At 64.3% G+C, this 15,737-nt stretch carries 13 protein-coding genes; 9 read left to right on the plus strand and 4 right to left on the minus strand.

Going from position 1 to position 15,737, the window contains the following annotated elements; translation table 11 throughout:
- Positions 1-20 precede the first annotated feature (20 nt).
- The 4 genes from Mgrana_RS08455 (at position 21) to Mgrana_RS08470 (ending at position 5,568) form a co-directional block, all read left to right on the plus strand.
- Positions 21-1,007, plus strand: coding sequence for a DNA-directed RNA polymerase subunit alpha (locus Mgrana_RS08455; RefSeq protein ID WP_119357175.1), 987 nt, complete (start codon positions 21-23; stop codon positions 1,005-1,007).
- A gap of 56 nt (positions 1,008-1,063) precedes the next feature.
- Entirely contained in the window at positions 1,064-1,420 is a 357-nt protein-coding gene (gene rplQ / locus Mgrana_RS08460; protein WP_119357176.1) for a 50S ribosomal protein L17, read from the plus strand.
- Between the two features lie 208 nt (positions 1,421-1,628).
- Complete coding sequence (metK, locus tag Mgrana_RS08465; protein ID WP_119357217.1) at positions 1,629-2,801, plus strand: methionine adenosyltransferase; 1,173 nt, start codon at positions 1,629-1,631, stop codon at positions 2,799-2,801.
- A gap of 118 nt (positions 2,802-2,919) precedes the next feature.
- Positions 2,920-5,568, plus strand: a complete 2,649-nt coding sequence (locus Mgrana_RS08470; RefSeq protein WP_119357177.1) for a hypothetical protein — start codon at positions 2,920-2,922, stop codon at positions 5,566-5,568.
- Here Mgrana_RS08470 and pyrF read toward each other — a convergent pair.
- Together pyrF and Mgrana_RS08480 are read right to left on the minus strand one after the other, a co-directional pair.
- Positions 5,562-6,374 (minus strand): orotidine-5'-phosphate decarboxylase, encoded by an 813-nt coding sequence (pyrF, locus tag Mgrana_RS08475; RefSeq protein ID WP_119357178.1) that lies wholly within the window; start codon positions 6,372-6,374, stop codon positions 5,562-5,564. The genes Mgrana_RS08470 and pyrF overlap by 7 nt on opposite strands.
- Before the next feature lie 40 nt (positions 6,375-6,414).
- Complete coding sequence (locus Mgrana_RS08480) at positions 6,415-7,410, minus strand: asparaginase (RefSeq protein ID WP_119357179.1); 996 nt, start codon at positions 7,408-7,410, stop codon at positions 6,415-6,417.
- Between the two features lie 650 nt (positions 7,411-8,060).
- On the opposite strand from Mgrana_RS08480, the gene Mgrana_RS08490 reads away from it, so the two are divergent.
- The 5 genes from Mgrana_RS08490 (at position 8,061) to typA (ending at position 14,040) form a co-directional block, all read left to right on the plus strand.
- Positions 8,061-9,116, plus strand: a complete 1,056-nt coding sequence (locus tag Mgrana_RS08490) for an AAA family ATPase (protein ID WP_119357181.1) — start codon at positions 8,061-8,063, stop codon at positions 9,114-9,116.
- Between the two features lie 13 nt (positions 9,117-9,129).
- Positions 9,130-10,104: a DUF58 domain-containing protein gene (locus Mgrana_RS08495; protein WP_119357182.1), complete on the plus strand. Its 975-nt coding sequence runs from the start codon at positions 9,130-9,132 to the stop codon at positions 10,102-10,104.
- Between the two features lie 28 nt (positions 10,105-10,132).
- Positions 10,133-11,188 carry a VWA domain-containing protein gene (locus Mgrana_RS08500; protein ID WP_119357183.1) on the plus strand — a complete coding sequence of 352 codons (1,056 nt, stop codon included), beginning with the start codon at positions 10,133-10,135 and terminating at the stop codon, positions 11,186-11,188.
- A 13-nt stretch (positions 11,189-11,201) separates the two neighbouring features.
- Positions 11,202-12,158 (plus strand): vWA domain-containing protein, encoded by a 957-nt coding sequence (locus tag Mgrana_RS08505; protein ID WP_119357184.1) that lies wholly within the window; start codon positions 11,202-11,204, stop codon positions 12,156-12,158.
- 94 nt (positions 12,159-12,252) lie between these two features.
- Positions 12,253-14,040, plus strand: coding sequence for a translational GTPase TypA (gene typA / locus Mgrana_RS08510; RefSeq protein ID WP_119357185.1), 1,788 nt, complete (start codon positions 12,253-12,255; stop codon positions 14,038-14,040).
- Positions 14,041-14,049: 9 nt separating this feature from the next.
- Here the strand turns inward: typA and Mgrana_RS08515 are convergent, their stop codons facing one another.
- Positions 14,050-14,760 (minus strand): D-lyxose/D-mannose family sugar isomerase, encoded by a 711-nt coding sequence (locus Mgrana_RS08515; RefSeq protein ID WP_119357186.1) that lies wholly within the window; start codon positions 14,758-14,760, stop codon positions 14,050-14,052.
- 18 nt (positions 14,761-14,778) lie between these two features.
- On the minus strand, positions 14,779-15,732 hold the full coding sequence (locus tag Mgrana_RS08520; protein ID WP_119357187.1) for a carbohydrate kinase family protein: 954 nt from the start codon (positions 15,730-15,732) through the stop codon (positions 14,779-14,781).
- Positions 15,733-15,737 lie beyond the last annotated feature (5 nt).

Consider the following 15,737-nt stretch of genomic DNA (forward strand, 5'->3'; position numbering starts at 1 on the left):
GCCCTCCGAAGGAGGAAATTTTGGAAACCACCAAGACCAAAGCCCCTGTGTTCAATGCCCGTATTGATGGGAACTACGGCGAGTTTGTCCTCGAGCCCTTGGAGCGTGGCTTCGGTGTGACCTTGGGTAACCCCCTGCGCCGCATCCTGCTCTCCTCGATCCCCGGAACCGCGGTCACCAGCATCTACATTGAGGATGTTTTACACGAGTTTTCCACCATTCCTGGGGTTAAGGAAGATGCCATCCAGCTCATCCTTAACCTCAAGGAACTGGTGGTGAAATTTCATAACCCAGGCTCGGGCCCCAAAACCCTTACCCTGCGGGCGACCGGCCCTCGAGTGGTATATGCCAGGGATTTAGAAGTGGGGCCTGATGCTGAGATCATCAACCCAGATCTCTATCTGGCTACTCTCGACGAGAAGGGCAAGCTGGTGATGGAGATCCGCGTGGACGAGGGGGTGGGATATGTTCCTGCCGAGAAGCACGGGATCAAAGACCGCATCTCTTCGATCCCGGTAGACGCACTCTACTCCCCAGTGCGCCGGGTGGCCTACCAGGTTGAAGATACCCGCCTGGGCCAGCGTACCGACCTGGACAAGCTCACCTTGCGGGTCTGGACGGATGGCTCGGTCTCGCCCATGGAGGTGTTGCAGCAGGCGGTGAACATCCTGCGTGAACAGCTCGCGCTGTTTGATCAATCCCCGGTGCTACGGGTGGAGACGCGCCCCGCTGCGAGTGCCCCGGCAAGCAGCTCCGCTCCCAACGCTCCGGTCTCCGCCCCGGTCCCCGCTCCCACCCCGGTCAGCCCCGGTGTAGGGCTCACCCTGGACGATCTGGGCCTCACCACCCGTGTGCTGCACAACCTCAAGGAGGAGGGGATTGAGAGCGTGGAAAGCCTGCTGGCCCTCTCTGAGCGCGAGCTTAAGAAGGTGCCGGGTATTGGCGACCGTAGCCTGCAGGAAATCAAGGACTGCCTCAACCAGCATGGGCTGGTGATGAGGGACTGATCTCGCAGGTCTAAGTTTTGGGGGTTTAAGCCTGGAGATCCCTCTGAAGGAGAATCATGCGTCACCTTAATTCTGGACGAAAGCTCAATCGTAACTCTTCCCACCGCCTGGCCCTGGCCCGCAACCAGGCCAAGAACCTGCTTACCCACGGGCGAATCACCACCACCGTGCCCAAGGCCAAAGAGCTCGGGGGCTTTGTGGATCACCTGATCACGGTTGCCAAGCGGGGCGACCTCGCGGCGCGGCGGTTGGTGCTGCGTGATCTTCATGACCCCAAGCTGGTCAAGAAGGTCTTTGAGGAGATTGCGCCCAAGTACGCCAGCCGTCCGGGTGGATATACCCGCGTGCTCAAGCTGGCGGACCGCCGCCGGGGCGATGGAACCCAGCTTGCGCTGATCGAGCTTGTAGACTAACTATTTGCCCTTTGAATATCGAGGCCGTAAGCCTCGATATTTTCTTTTGCCATGGCGAAGATCTGACCGTGCTTGAGCAGCCTGAGTCCCTTAGATCGCTTGCCCAACTCATGTGTATGCCATAGCCTGCTTGGCTGTGCGTAAGGATAGCAGGTACGCAGGTTTCGCGGTTTGCTATACTCTCCCGGTTGATAGGAGGCTTCTCTTGCTGCGCTATGTAACCTCAGAATCGGTAACCGAGGGACACCCCGACAAGCTGGCCGATCGCATCTCCGACAGTATCCTGGATGCATTTTTGGCCCAAGACCCCAAGGCCCGGGTGGCGGCTGAGACGTTGGTCACTACCGGGCTGGTGATGGTGGCCGGGGAGATCACCCTCGAGAAGGGCTACGTGGATATCCCCCGGGTGGTGCGTGAGGCGGTCCTGGAGGTCGGCTATACCCGGGCCAAATACGGCTTTGATGGGAATACCTGCGCGGTGCTCACCGCAGTAGACGAGCAGAGCCCGGACATCGCGGGTGGGGTTAACGAGGCCTATGAGTGGCGGGTGCTGGGCTCGCGGGACCCCCTCGACCGGGTGGGGGCGGGGGATCAGGGCCTGATGTTTGGTTACGCCACCGACGAAACCCCTGAGCTGATGCCACTGCCCATCTCGTTGGCTCACCGCCTGACCCGCCGCCTGGCCGAGGCCCGCAAGACCGGGGAAATTCCCTACCTGCGCCCCGATGGCAAGGCCCAAGTCACGGTGGTTTACGAGGGCCAGATCCCGCTATATGTGGGTACAGCCCTGGTTTCTACCCAACATGGTGAGGACGTTGAAGGGGAGCAGATCGCTCAGGACGTGATCGCCAAGGTGATTCGCCCAGCCATTCCGGAGCGGTACTTGAGCGAGAAAACCCAGTATCTGGTCAACCCCTCGGGCAAATTCGTGATCGGGGGGCCTCACGGCGATACCGGCCTGACTGGGCGCAAGATCATCGTAGACACCTACGGGGGGGCGGTGCCCCATGGAGGGGGGGCGTTCAGCGGCAAAGACCCCACCAAGGTGGACCGCTCGGCGGCGTATTACGCCCGCTACATCGCGAAGAACCTGGTGGCGGCAGGTTTGGCCAAGCGGGCCCTGGTGGAACTGGCCTATGCCATCGGTAAGGCCAGGCCGGTGGGGATGCGGGTTGAGAGCTTTGGTACGGGCACCCTAGAAGATGAGCGGCTGACGGAGATAGTCGGGCGGGTGTTCGATGCCCGGCCTCGAGCCATCATTGAAAACCTGGGGCTGGCCCGACCGATCTACACCCCGACCTCGGCCTATGGCCACTTTGGCCGTGAGGGCTTTCCCTGGGAAGCCACCGACAAACTTGAGGTGTTGCAGGGCCTGGCTTGAAGCCCAGGAGGGGTTTGCTGGGACAGCCCGGGGCTTGACGTAACGTTAAGCCGAGATCAAGCCGGTTTGAACCGTAAGGTCTTCCCGCAGGCATTACACTAGCCGTTAATACTGGAGTATGCCCGAAGGGGAGGAGAATCGCTTGTCGCTGTATCAGACCCTCAACCAATCCCTCGAGCCCGTTTTGGGGGAGCGTACCCGAATGGTGCTGGAGGAAGGAGTCCGGCGGCTGGGTGTGAGCCCGGATCAGCTCGACCCCTCCCAAGCGGAGGTGATCCTCAAACGCTTGGTCTATCGCGAGCTACAGTCGCGGATGAGCCCCACCGCTGCCCGAGCCCGGATCGAGGAGATGCTGCGGGAGATCGGGGCAACAGAGAAAGAGGAGGAGGGGCCCAATGGGGCGAGCACCGCTCACTCTGAAGCCGCTTTGGGTGAGCTCGAGGCCGGGCTCAAGCGCTTCAGCCTGTACCTAGACTGGCCTGAGGTGGGGCGGCTGCGGGGCCTGATCGCCCTGATCAGGGGGAACCCCCCCAGCAGCACCACGGCGGGGCTGCTGCGTGAGGGGCAGGAGGTGCTCTCTAACCTCGAAGAACGCTTACAATCGGCCTTGCTGCGCCAAAGCCGCGACATCGCAGACCTGCAAACCGCCCTGGAGCGGGTTCGGAGCGTGGGGGGGCCCAAGGTGCGCCGCCTGGAGAACCTGCTGCGCCAGATCCAGGAGGCCCATGCTGCCGAGACCCTAGCCCCTGCCGAGGTGGAGCGGGCCAGGGCCCTGGCCGCAGAGATGCGCAAGCTGGTCGAGAGCAGCGTGGTACAGAACCCCACCCTGGAAGGGGCGATTTTGCTCGAGGAGGAAACCCTCTCCGGGAGCGGCCCTCCTACGGTGGAGATGGCTTGGGATGACAGCGAGCTGGTGCTGGACCTGGACTTCGAATCGCTGACCGCTGAGCAGCAGTCGCGCATTCGTGAGATTGACGTGGCGGAGGACCGGCGTAGGCTCGAGGCCCTGTGTGATCGCTATCCCCATGCGCTGGGCCGCAGTGAGGTCTCGGGGCTGCGGGCCGCCCTCGAGGCGGAGCTCGAGGCGGGTCGCCCGGTGGGAGAACGGTTGGGCGAGTTCGAGGCCGTCCTCAGGGAAGCCCAGGCTGAGCAGGTGGCGGAGGCTCGAGTGCGCTACGAGTGGCTCCTGGAGCGAGCCCGGCAGCTGAGCGCCTCGGAGAAGACCGCGGCCCTGGCTGCCCGTTTGGAGATTGCCGGACAGACCCTAGCGGGGGGGGGGCTCCCAGGGGAACTGGCCGAGCTGGAAGGGGTGCTGAGCGCTCTCGAGGCCGAAGAACGGGCGGCCAAGGAGTTGCGCGAGCGTCAGCAGCGGCTCAAGGTGGCGTTGGAGTCGCTGCGCTCGGAAGCCGAGGTGGCCCTTTCGCCCTACCGTGACCACGCCGAGGTTGAGCTGTTTTTGGTCACCCTGTCCGATCTTCCGGCTCAGGAGGACGTGCTGGGCCGGGCTCGAGGCCAGCTTTCAGCCCTCCTGACCGCCCTGGCCCGGGAGCGGGAGGAGGAGGGGTTGGCCCGTATGAGCCTGCGGGCTGCAGTGCAGGCCCTGCCCTCGCTGGAACCCCTCGAGGCGGGCAAGCAGGCGGTGCTGCAGCGCCTGGAAGCGCCAGGCTCGCGCGAGGCCCTGGCCGAGCTCGAGGCCTATGTGCAAGCCCTTACCGAGCGGGCCCGAGCCCTGGTTTCCGCCCGCCTGGAGGCGCTCGAGGCCAGGGTGGAGCGGCTGGAATCCACCCTCAAGGAATCCCTGGGGGAGGTGCGGGCCGCGCTGGCCGAGGCCCGTCGGGAACTGGCTCAGGGCCGCTTCAGCGACCCCACCCCGATAGAGGAAGCCTTGGAGGAACTGGTCAGCGCTCGGCGGGCGGCAATTGCGGAGGAGCTCTCGCGCTACGAGGTGGCGGGGCGCAGCTTGTGGGGCTTGGGAGGGGAGGATCTCGAGGCCAAAGTCACCCAGGCCCGGGCCCAGTTGGCCGCAGGGGAGCTCCCAGACCTTGGCGAAATTCACGCCCTGCTGGCCCGGATGCGCCGGGCTCAAGAAGCCCTGCGGGCCGAGCTGGGTGGACGGATCAGCGCCCTGCTGGAGTCCTTTGAGGGTCACAAGGGGGTGGGGGGGGAGACGGTGTTCCGCCTCAAGCCGCTGTGCGACTTCTTGAGGTCGGCTTCAGAGCGGCTGACCCGCCTGGGGACCAACTCCCTGTTGGAGGTGCGGCGTACCCTCGAGGAGGCCGAGCGGCTGGAAGGGCAACTGGCCCAGGAGTATCGGGCGGCCAGCTCGGTGATGCAGGAGCTACAGGGCATGGACCTGGACAGTTTCCTGGATGTGTTCAATGCCCCGTCCAAGCCCGACCAACCCCCGGCCTCGTCGGGAAGCCCAGAACCCCCCTCGGCAGCCCTTTCTGCCGAACTCCAGGCAGCCCTGGCCTCGCTGCAGATGCGCGGGGTAGAGGCGGTGGCGCTTTTAGAGGGGGAGCGGTTGCTGTGGGGCAGCCTACCGATTCCCAGCGAGGGGGCGGGCCGGGTGTTCGAAGGGTTGCGCCGCCTGGGGGGTGAGCTCTCGAGCCAAGCCGCACAGCTGGCGGTGCTTTCCCTAACCCAGGCGGTGGTGGTGCTGCTGCCTTTAGGGGCTAAAGGGTTGGTGGTGTTGGCGGAAAAAGCCCTGCTCTCGCGGGTGCTGATTCAGATTGAGAAGCAGCGCGAGGTGTTGGCGGGTCATTGAGGCAGATCTGGTTGAGGCAAGGGGGTTTGTAGCTCCTGAAGATAGGCCTCGGCTTGCTGCACCGCGCGGGGGATATCGGGCTGACCCCCCGGGTAATACAAGGCTCGGCTCGCGGCGTTCAGCAGACCCGCTCCCCGAACCGGCGTACCGCCTTGGGCCCCTAACCCCGGCAGCAACAGAAGCGAATGGGGCATAAGGCCCCGCAGCTCCTCGAGGTGGGTGGGGTAGGTGGCCCCAACCACCGCCGCCACCCGGCTCCACTGCCCTACCCGTTGGGCCTCGGCTTGGGCCGCCACGTATTCTGCCACCCGCCGGTACAGGGGTTTTCCATCGGAACCCTGCACGTCCTGGAACAGTCCAGAACCGGGGTTCGAGGTTTTGACCAATACAAACACCGCCCCACCGCTTTGCTGCGCCGCTTGAAAAAAGGGCTCGAGGGCATCGCTGCCCAGATAGGGGTTGACGGTGAGGGCCGAACCGGGATAGGCCTCGAGGTACGCCCGGGCATAGGCTTCCGCGGTAGAGCCAATGTCACCGCGCTTGGCGTCGATGATCACCGGAAGCGAGATCACCCGGGCCCCACTGATGAGCTGGTGCATTAGGGCAAACCCGGGCGCGCCCAGCGCCTCGAAGAAAGCCGCCTGGAACTTGACCGCACAGAGCTTGGGGGCCAGGGCCTCGAGCAGCTCCAGGGTGTAGCGGCGGATGGACTCGAGAGGAGGGTTGCCGTGCAGGGCGGGCCGGGGGTCCACCCCCAGCACCAGCGGTGGGCGGGCGCCTACCTCCTCGACAAACTCGCTGTTCACCCCTCCAGCCTACCGTGGGGCGTTCCGCTTGTGCAGGCTTCTAGACCCAGCTCAGCTCAAACGCAGCCTCGTAGTGCCCGACCTCGAGGCCCCGCACGTTGCGTACCGGTGGGGTGCGCCACTCCAGGGGCTGATCCGGGGAGAGCATCCCTAGCAGCTCCAGTAGCCGCACCACAGCGGAATCCCGGGCCACCGTGGAGCCGTCTTCGATCTTGAGGGCAATCCCCAGGGGTCCCCAGCGGCTTTCGCGCAGGGCCATGGCATAGTAGCCGTCCGCACCGCGCTTGGCTACCAACATGGGCACGGTTTGCATCAGCACGGTGTCAATGGCCCCAGGTCCGGCGACCAGGTCGGGATGAGCCCGCATAGCTGCAAACGCGGCCTCGAGGCCCACCTGATACTTTTGCGGTGCGGCCTCGGGATGGGCCAGGAGGGCCAACATTCGCGCTGCAGGAGCCAGCGGTAACACGAAGGTGGGGACACTGCAGCCATCCACCCCGTAAGGGATGGTATGAAGTCCCGAAAGGTCGCGCAGGGTTTGGAGATTTAGCTGCTGCACAGGGTGATCCGGCTGCTCGTAACCGTGAGGCTCTACCCCCATTGCCAGCGCCGCGGCCAGCATCCCGGTGTGCTTCCCCGAGCAGTTGTTGTGCAGTACGGTGGGGCGCTCCCCTGCGCGCTCGAGGGCAGCCCTGGCTTCGCGGTTATAGGGCCAGTGGGCCCCGCAGGCCAGGTATTCCGGCCCGAGGCCGAGCTTGTTCAAGAACCCCTGAACCACCGCCAGATGGGCCGGGGTACCTTCGTGTGAGGCGCAAGCCAGAGCCAGCTCCTCGGGGGTCAGGCTAAAGCGGGTGGCCGCTCCGGTTTGGTACAGGGCCTGGGCCTGGAAGGGTTTGGCTGAGCTGCGCATATGGGCCGCCAGCTCGGGGTTGCCCGCATAGGCCAGGAGGTTCCCCGCTGGGTTGACGATGGCCAGGGAAACACGGTAGCGGTTTTCGATCAGCTTGCCGCGAAAGCTGTAGATGTAGGCGCTCACGGGCTCAGTCTACGCTGAGGAGCCATTTCCAGCGAGGGGGTTTGGCGGGCGTTGTATGGGAATCTGGAGGCCTCTTCTCAGCCAGTCCCCAGCTTAGAGGCTTAAAGTAGAGTATGGTACTCCCTCAACTTGGGTTGTATGGGCTGGCTGGCCTGATGCTGCTTGGGGTGGGGTTTTACGCTGGGCGCATGAGTGCGGCTCCGCCGGCTCGAGCCGTGGCCCCTGGTCTGCCGGCTTTTTCAGCACCCCCGAGGCTAAAAGCTCAGTTTGATGGGATCCCCCGCTCTACCCCGGATTTTGGCCTGCCCCAGCCACCGAACCCGCGGTCGGCCCCGGATCCCCGCGAGATGATTCCCCTCCAGCCGGGGCCAGGGCAGCAGCGGCCAGGGAATCAACCAGGGGAAGGGCAGGGAAACGACCAATGCCCGGTGTTTATTTACCAAGATGGCCAGCTCTACATGCTGCCTCGCCCCGGTCAGCAGCCAGGCTCGGGGCCCGGGCCGGGGCCGGGTCTGCCTGGGGATGGCTCACCGGAGCTGATCCCGCTACAGCCACTGCCCGGTATGCCTATGCCTGGAAACCCCACCAGCCCGTTCACCCCAGACCGACCCAAAGCTGATAGCCGCAGCTAACCCTGTTGGAGGTCAATCATGAGCGAACCCCAAAGCACCCCCCCCCTCGAGCCCCAGGCGGTGATGGAGGCCAGTGCCCGGTTGCGGGCCCTGCTCTTGGAGGTCAAGAAGGTGATCGTAGGGCAAGACTTGATGCTCGAGCGGATGGTGGTGGCCCTGCTGGCCCGGGGCCATATCCTGATCGAAGGGGTTCCCGGTCTGGCCAAAACCCTGGCCATCAAGACCCTGTCTGAAGCCATCGGGGCCAGCTTTAAGCGGGTCCAGTTCACCCCGGATTTGGTTCCTGCGGATTTGATCGGTACCCGCATCTACAACCCCAAAGAGGCCAGCTTCGAGGTGGAGCTGGGGCCTATCTTTGCCAACCTGATCCTGGCGGATGAGATCAACCGAGCCCCGGCCAAGATCCAATCGGCCCTGCTGGAGGCCATGCAGGAGCGCCAAGTGACCATTGGCCACCAGACCTATAAGCTGCCCGACCCCTTTCTGGTGCTGGCCACACAGAACCCCATCGAGAGCGAGGGCACCTACTTTTTGCCCGAGGCCCAGGTAGACCGCTTCATGTTCAAGGTGCTCCTGGACTACCCGGCTTTTTATGAAGAGATGACTGTGGTGGAGCGGGTTTCCGGCCAGTTTGAGCCGGTTCGGGAGGCCCTCAGCCACGAAGACCTCCTGGCCCTTCAGCATATGGCCGATCAGGTTCATGTCCATCCTGCGGTCACCGAGTACGCGGTGCGGCTGACCCGGGCCACCCGTGACCCCGGCGAAGCCAAGCTGCCAGAGCTCAAGAAGTACATCAGTTTTGGCGGCTCTCCCCGGGCCAGCGTCAACCTGATCCTGGGGGCTAAGGCTTTGGCCATCGTGCGCGGGCGCGAGTATGCCCTGCCGGAGGATGTGCGCGACCTGGCCCCGGAGGTGCTGCGCCACCGCATCCTCCTTTCCTACGAGGCCCTGGCCGACGAGATCAAGCTGGAGGACCTTGTGGCCAAGATCGTGGCCGGGGTGCCGCTGCCCAAGGTGCATCTGGGGGATCCGTATCGGGATACCCGTCCGGCTGCGGAGAACCCCACCGCTTGATGAGGACAAGGCCATGCTCTTCCGTCGCCCCAAAGTCTCTCGGATCACGGTATCCCTGCCGCCTCCGGGCCCGCCCTCTCCGGATTTGCCGGCGGAATTGTTGAGGAAGCTCGAGTTCAAGGTGCTCAAGCGCCTGGATGGTCTTCTTTTCGGCGATTACACTGGCTTTTTCTATGGCCCCAGCCTGGATTTGGCCGAGGTGCGGGAATATCAGCCAGGCGATGAGGTGCGCCGGATTGACTGGAATGTGACCGCGCGTAGCGGGGGCCGGATCCATGTGCGGCAGTACCGCGAGGAGCGCGAGGTCACCGCCTGGCTGGTGCTGGACTTCACCGCCTCGATGAACTTTGGCACCCGCCGGGCCTTGAAGCGTGAGGTGGCGCTCGAGTTTGCTGCCACAGCCAGCGCCATCATCGCGCGCCATGGGGATAAGGTCGGTGCGGTGGGTTTCTCCGAGCAGGGGCTTCGCATCATTCCGCCTGGCTCAGGTCGCAAGCAGACCCTGCGTATCTTGCACGCGCTGCAGGGGGTGGGGCTCGAGCCCCGCCGTCCTCAGCCCCCCAGCCAGGATGATCTTTTTCGCGCACTGGAGCAGGTTTCCAAGCGCCTCAAGCGCCGCGCCCTGGTGTTTGTGGTCTCGGATTTTTTGAGTCCAGAGGGGAGTGAACCCCCGGCTTGGGCCTTGGGGCTGCGCCGTCTGGCCTATAAGCACGATGTGGTGGCGGTATGGGTCAGCGACCCGGCCGAGCGGGAGCTGCCCAAAGCTGGAGAGCTGCGGTTGCGCGACCCCGAGAGCGGCGAGGAACTTTGGGTGGACACCAGCGACCCACACGTCCGGGCGGCCTACGCCCGACTGGTTGAGCAGCGGGGGGTGGCTCTGGCCCGCGACTTACGGGCTGCGCGGGTGGATTTGCTGCCGCTTTCCACTGCACAGGACATAGTAGAGCCCATCTTCAAGTTCACCCTGCGCCGAAGGGGGCACCGATGAGACCGGCCAAAGGGCTTGGAGGGCCGCCATGACCTTTACCTGGCCCACCTTTTTGTGGGTGCTGCTCCTGGTTCCGGGGTTCATTGGGGTGTGGTGGGCCCTTTCCCGCCGCCGCGAGCGTACCGCACAGGTGTTCGCGGATGGACACCTGCTCTCTTCGGTGGTGCGAACCCCGCCCAAGGCGCATGTGCGCTGGCCGCTGGGGTTACAGCTTACCGCCATGACCTTGCTTTTGTTGGCGGCTAGCCGCCCGGTGGCGGCCCCCATCTTGCCGGCCAATAAGGCCGCGGTGATCATTGCGGTGGACACCTCTAAGTCTATGCAGGCGGCGGATCTCAACCCTAGCCGACTCGAGGCCGCCAAGGCGGTGGCTCGAGAGTTCCTCAAGGTGGCCCCGCCCAGCACCCAGATTGGGCTGGTGAGCTTTTCCGACAACGCCTCGGTGCTGGTCTTCCCCACCACCGATCGGCAGAAGGTGCTGGAGGCCATTGAGCGGCTCAAGCCCTCGCAAAACACCTCGATTGCCTCAGCGGTGGTGACCGGGGTGCGGGCTCTGCCGGGGCGCAAGGACCTCAAGCCCCCTAAAGCCCTGCTCCCGCCCAATCTGGCCGATAACGATCCCCTGCAGGCTCAGCCCGACCTGCCCCAAGCCCTCAACCCCGAGGCGTTTCCGCCGGGCAGCATCATGATCCTCTCCGACGGGGCTTCCAACGTGAGCACTAACCCCAGCCTGTCCACCCAAGGGGTGCTGGATATTGCCGCCCGGTTTGCCAAGGACAATAAGGTCAAGATCTATACCTTCCCCCTGGGCCGGGAGGGCGGTGCCGTAACCAACCTGGGAGGACAGAGCTACTACATTCCCTTCGAGCCCAAGCCCTTGCAGGACCTGGCCCAGAACACCGGCGGAAAGAGCGTGTATCCGCCCAGCGATGAGGCTTTACGAGCGGTATTCAAGGAGCTTGGAACGGTGATCCGCTGGGAGCCCACCCGCCTCGAGATCTCGGCGCTGCTCTCGGGTCTGGCGGTGCTGCTGATGCTGATAGGCGCCGGGCTCAACCTACACTGGCAGCGGAAAGTGCCTTGAGGGAGGGGAGACGGTGAGCTTTCAGTGGCCCTGGGTTCTGGTCTTGCTGTTGCTGTTGCCGCTCTGGGTATGGGTGTACCGGCGCAGCCTGCGCCGTCCGGCAGAGGCGGTAGTCCTGTACCCGGATCTGGCCCGGCTCCGGCGGGCGGTGGGGGCTCGAGGGGTACAGCGGCACATCCCGGCCCTGCTCTTCCTGGGAGCCCTGCTGCTGGCCCTGCTGGCCCTGGCCCGCCCCTCCTGGAGGCTGCTCGAGGCCGATCCACGGGCAGGGATTATTTTGGCGGTGGACATCAGCCGCTCGATGCAGGCCACCGATGTCTGGCCCAGCCGCTTCGAGGCGGCCCGGAGCGCCCTGCGCACCTTTGTTAGGGAGCTTCCCAGGGGGGCTCGAGTGGGCCTGGTGACCTTTTCCCGCAATGCCACCTTGGTGGTGCCCCTGACCACCGACCGCACCCAGCTTCAAGAAGCCATAGATCTGCTCCAACTCGATCTGGGCACCGCGATCGGTGAGGCCATTGTGGAGAGCGTCTCCGCCCTGCCCTCGCTCAAAGAGCGCAGCGATGTGCCCGACCCCAAAAGCCTGGCCACCATCATCCTGCTGACGGATGGGCGCAGCTTGGGGGGGATAGACCCCCTGCTGGCAGCGGAGCAGGCCAACCAACAGCAGATCCGCATTGATACCATCGGCATCGGGCGGGTTACCGATGGGCCGGTGCCGGGGCTGCCGGAGGGGTATCAGGTGGCGGCGGCCTTTGACCCGGAGACCCTGCGGAGCATCGCCCAGATTACCGGAGGGGAGTATGTCTCGGTGGATTCCCTCTCCAAGCTCCAGCAGACCTACCGCAGCCTGAGCCAGAAGATGGTGTGGAAAACCCACCGGGATGAGGTAAGCGGGCTGTTTGCTCTCGGGGCTGGGGTTTTGCTGATGCTGAGCCTAGGGCTCTCACAACTGCGGCGCCGGGTGGTGTAGGGGGTTGGAGTACACAAACCCCTGACCGGCCTGCTACACTATGAAAGTTGTGCCCACGGGGTTTTGCCCGTCGGCGAGACCCCCTGGAGATAAAATGGAACTCAGAAACATCGCCATCATCGCGCACGTAGACCACGGTAAAACCACGCTGGTAGACGCGATGCTCAAGCAGGCCAAGGCCCTCAGCCGCCACGACGAGGGGGCGGAGCGGATCATGGACTCCAACGACCTCGAGCGCGAGCGCGGCATCACCATCTTGGCCAAGAACACCGCTGTGGAGTGGGGTGGGGTCAAGATCAACATCGTGGACACTCCCGGTCACGCCGATTTCGGGGGCGAGGTCGAGCGGGCGCTCTCCATGGTAGACGGGGTGCTCTTGCTGGTAGACGCCGCCGAAGGTCCCATGCCGCAGACCCGCTTCGTGCTCAAAAAGGCCATCGAGGCCGGGCTCAAGCCGATTGTGGTGATCAACAAGGTGGACAAGAAAGATGCCCGGCCCGACGAGGTTTTGAATGAAACCTTCGACCTGATGGCCGAGCTGGGGGCTTCTGAGGAGCAGCTCGATTTTCCCTACCTGTATGCGATTGGGCGCGAGGGCGCGGCCTGGCTCGGTGACCGAAAGAAGGAGCACCTCGAGGACCTCTTCCAGACCATCCTCGAGAGCATCCCCGCCCCGCGGGTTGAGGAGGGGCCGTTTCAACTGCGGGTGGCTAACCTCGACTACTCCAACTTTCTCGGCAAGATCGCGCTGGGCAAGGTTCACCGGGGTACGATCCGGAAAAACGAGACCGTCGCCATCGTGGGGGAGCATCAAACCCGCACCCAGAAGGTGCTGGCGGTGTTCACCCACAAGGGGCTGGAGCGCCTCGAGGTCGAGGAGGTTAGCCCTGGGGACATTGTGGCCATCGCCGGGATGGAGGGAGTGGAGATCGGTGATACCATCGCCAGCCGCGAGGCCCCCGAGGCCCTGCCGCGCCTGGCGGTTGATGAGCCCACGGTCTCGATTACCGTGACCCCCAACACCTCCCCCTTTGCCGGGCGGGAGGGGAAATTCGTAACCAGCCGCCAGATTCGCGAGCGGTTGATGCACGAGCTCGAGACCAACGTGGCCCTGCGGGTCATCGAGATCACCCCGGACACCTTCGAGCTGCACGGGCGGGGTGAGCTCCACCTGAGCGTTCTGCTTGAGACTATGCGCCGCGAGGGGTATGAGTTCTCGGTGGGGCAGCCCAGCGTGCTGTACAAAGAGATAGAGGGGCAGATCCAAGAGCCCTACGAGTACCTGGTGCTGGATGTGCCGGAGGCCAAGTTTGGTCCGGTGATGGAGGCCCTGGGAACCCGCAAAGCCCAGATGGCCCATATGGAACAAGAGGGGGGGCGCATCCGTGCCGAGTTCAAGGTTCCGGCCCGAGCCCTGTTCGGCTTCCGCACCAATTTCCTGACCCTCACCGCTGGGGAAGGGGTCATGAGCCACAGCTTTGATGGCTATGGGCCTCATGTGGGGGGGTTGGAGACCCGCACCACCGGCAGCGCGGTGGCCATGGAAGCCGGGGTGGCCTACGCCTACAGCCTGTACCGCTTGCAGGAGCGGATCAGCTTCTTTATCGAGCCGGGAACCGAGGTCTACGTGGGGATGATTGTGGGGGAGAACGCCCGCGACAACGATCTCAACGTCAATGTCAACATCAACAAAAAGCTCACCAACGTGCGGGCCGCCGGTTCGGATGAAAACATCCGGCTCATCCCGCCGCGCAAATTCACCCTCGAGGAAGCCCTGGAGTTCCTTGCCCCGGACGAGCTCCTAGAGGTGACGCCCAAGAGCTTGCGGCTCAGGAAGCGGGTGCTGGACCCCGCCCAGCGCAAGCGCGCAGAGGCGGTTTGAGGCCATAGCTCAATACCCGGTTTGGGGGCTTTGGCTGTAGCGATAATAGCTGCCGTAGTCGGTGATGAGCAGCCGGTATGGCGGCTCATCCTCCTCGACCTGGGGAAAGCGGCCCACCGGCTCTAGAAAAAAGTTGTCGTGGGCATCGTCGTTAACCGTGGAGACCTCGCCCACCAGGACGGGTTTCTCCAGAGCCCGGAACTGGTGGTACTGGAAGGGCTCGAGGGTGATGCTCTCCCCCGGTTGCAAGAGGACGGCTCCCCCGGCTGGAACGCTGCGCTCGAGCCCATCACAGGAAACCTTGACCTCCCGGTCTGAGAATTGGCCCTGTTCATCAGCCCAGTGCAGCACGATCTCCAACACACCGCCGCCCCGGTTGATGATGTCCTCGGTCTTGCTCTTGTGGTAGTGGTGCAGCACAAGCTGATCCACCCCACAGACCAGGATCTTTTCACAGTAGGTTTTGCCCTTCAGGCTGCGGAGGTTCTCCAGGGCCCCGTTGCGGAGGGTGAAGAGCAGCACGCCCTTGTTCTGGTACTCCCCCAGGCCAAAATCGGTGACATCCCAGCCCAGGCCATGCTCAGCGATCTCCCTGGCCTCGGGGCCTTTGGCTTTCCAGTCCTCAGGGCTCCAGTGGGCAAAGGGGGGAAGGGCAAAGCCATGCTGCCGAACAAACGCCTCTCCCTCACGGATAATCTGGTTGATTTCAGAGCGTTTCATAATGGGCCTCCAGCAAGATCAGGGGATCTGCCCAGCGAGGTATTGAAGCTCGTTCCAGTCGGTGATCCCGCCCATTGCCCCCATGGCCCGCACCCCCATGGCTCCCCCGGCATTGCCGTAGCGGGCGCAGTCCCTCAGGGGCATCCCTCGCAGCCAGGCGGCCAGAAACCCCGCGATAAAGGCATCTCCGGAGCCTGTGCCGTCAATGCTGGGCACCTGCACTATCCCCAAGCGGTACTGCTCCCCGGCTCGGTTCATCACAAAGGAGCCCTCCGCCCCCATTTTGAGCGCTACCACCTGGCGCACCCCCAGCTCGAATAGCTTTTGGGCGATGGCTTGCGGTTCTTGTTCGCCGCTGATGTGCCGCGCATCGTGGATGCTGGGGCAGAAGAGATCGGTGTGGGGCAGGAGCGAGTGGATTTTATGCCAGTCGCCTCGAGGGTTCCAGACGTTGTCCAGCGAGGTGATAAAGCCCAGCCCGGAGGCTCGAGCCAGAAGATCTCGAGCCGGGCTCCCGTCGCTCCCCTCCATGCCCGGTAGGGCGAAGAACCCGGCCAGGTGAAGGAGCCGGGCCCCCCTAGCCCGCAGCGCCTCCAGCGGCACATCCGCCGGGACCAGCCGAGCGTTGGCCCCGATGGCGTGAATGAAGGTCCGCTCACCCTCCTCGTCTACCAACACCTGGGTGGCCGAGGTGGGGGCTTGGGGATCGCGGAGGATCAGGCTCTCGGCTCCGTGGCGCTGGGCCTCGTTGACCATGAAGTCCCCGAAACCGTCGTGGCCGACCCGCCCAATCACTGCGGTGGGGATACCAAAGCGGGCCAGCGCGTACCCGGTGCTGGCCGCCGAGCCCCCTGAGCACAACAGTATCTCGTCCACCAGCTCGAGCCGTCCCTTTTCCGCCGTGCCCCGCACCGGCCTGGCCACCACGTCGGCGACAAAGATACCGACCGAAACTGCCTCTAGCCTTCCCATCCTGC

Source organism: Meiothermus granaticius NBRC 107808, assembly GCF_003574355.1.
GTDB classification, from domain to species: Bacteria; Deinococcota; Deinococci; order Deinococcales; family Thermaceae; genus Meiothermus; species Meiothermus granaticius.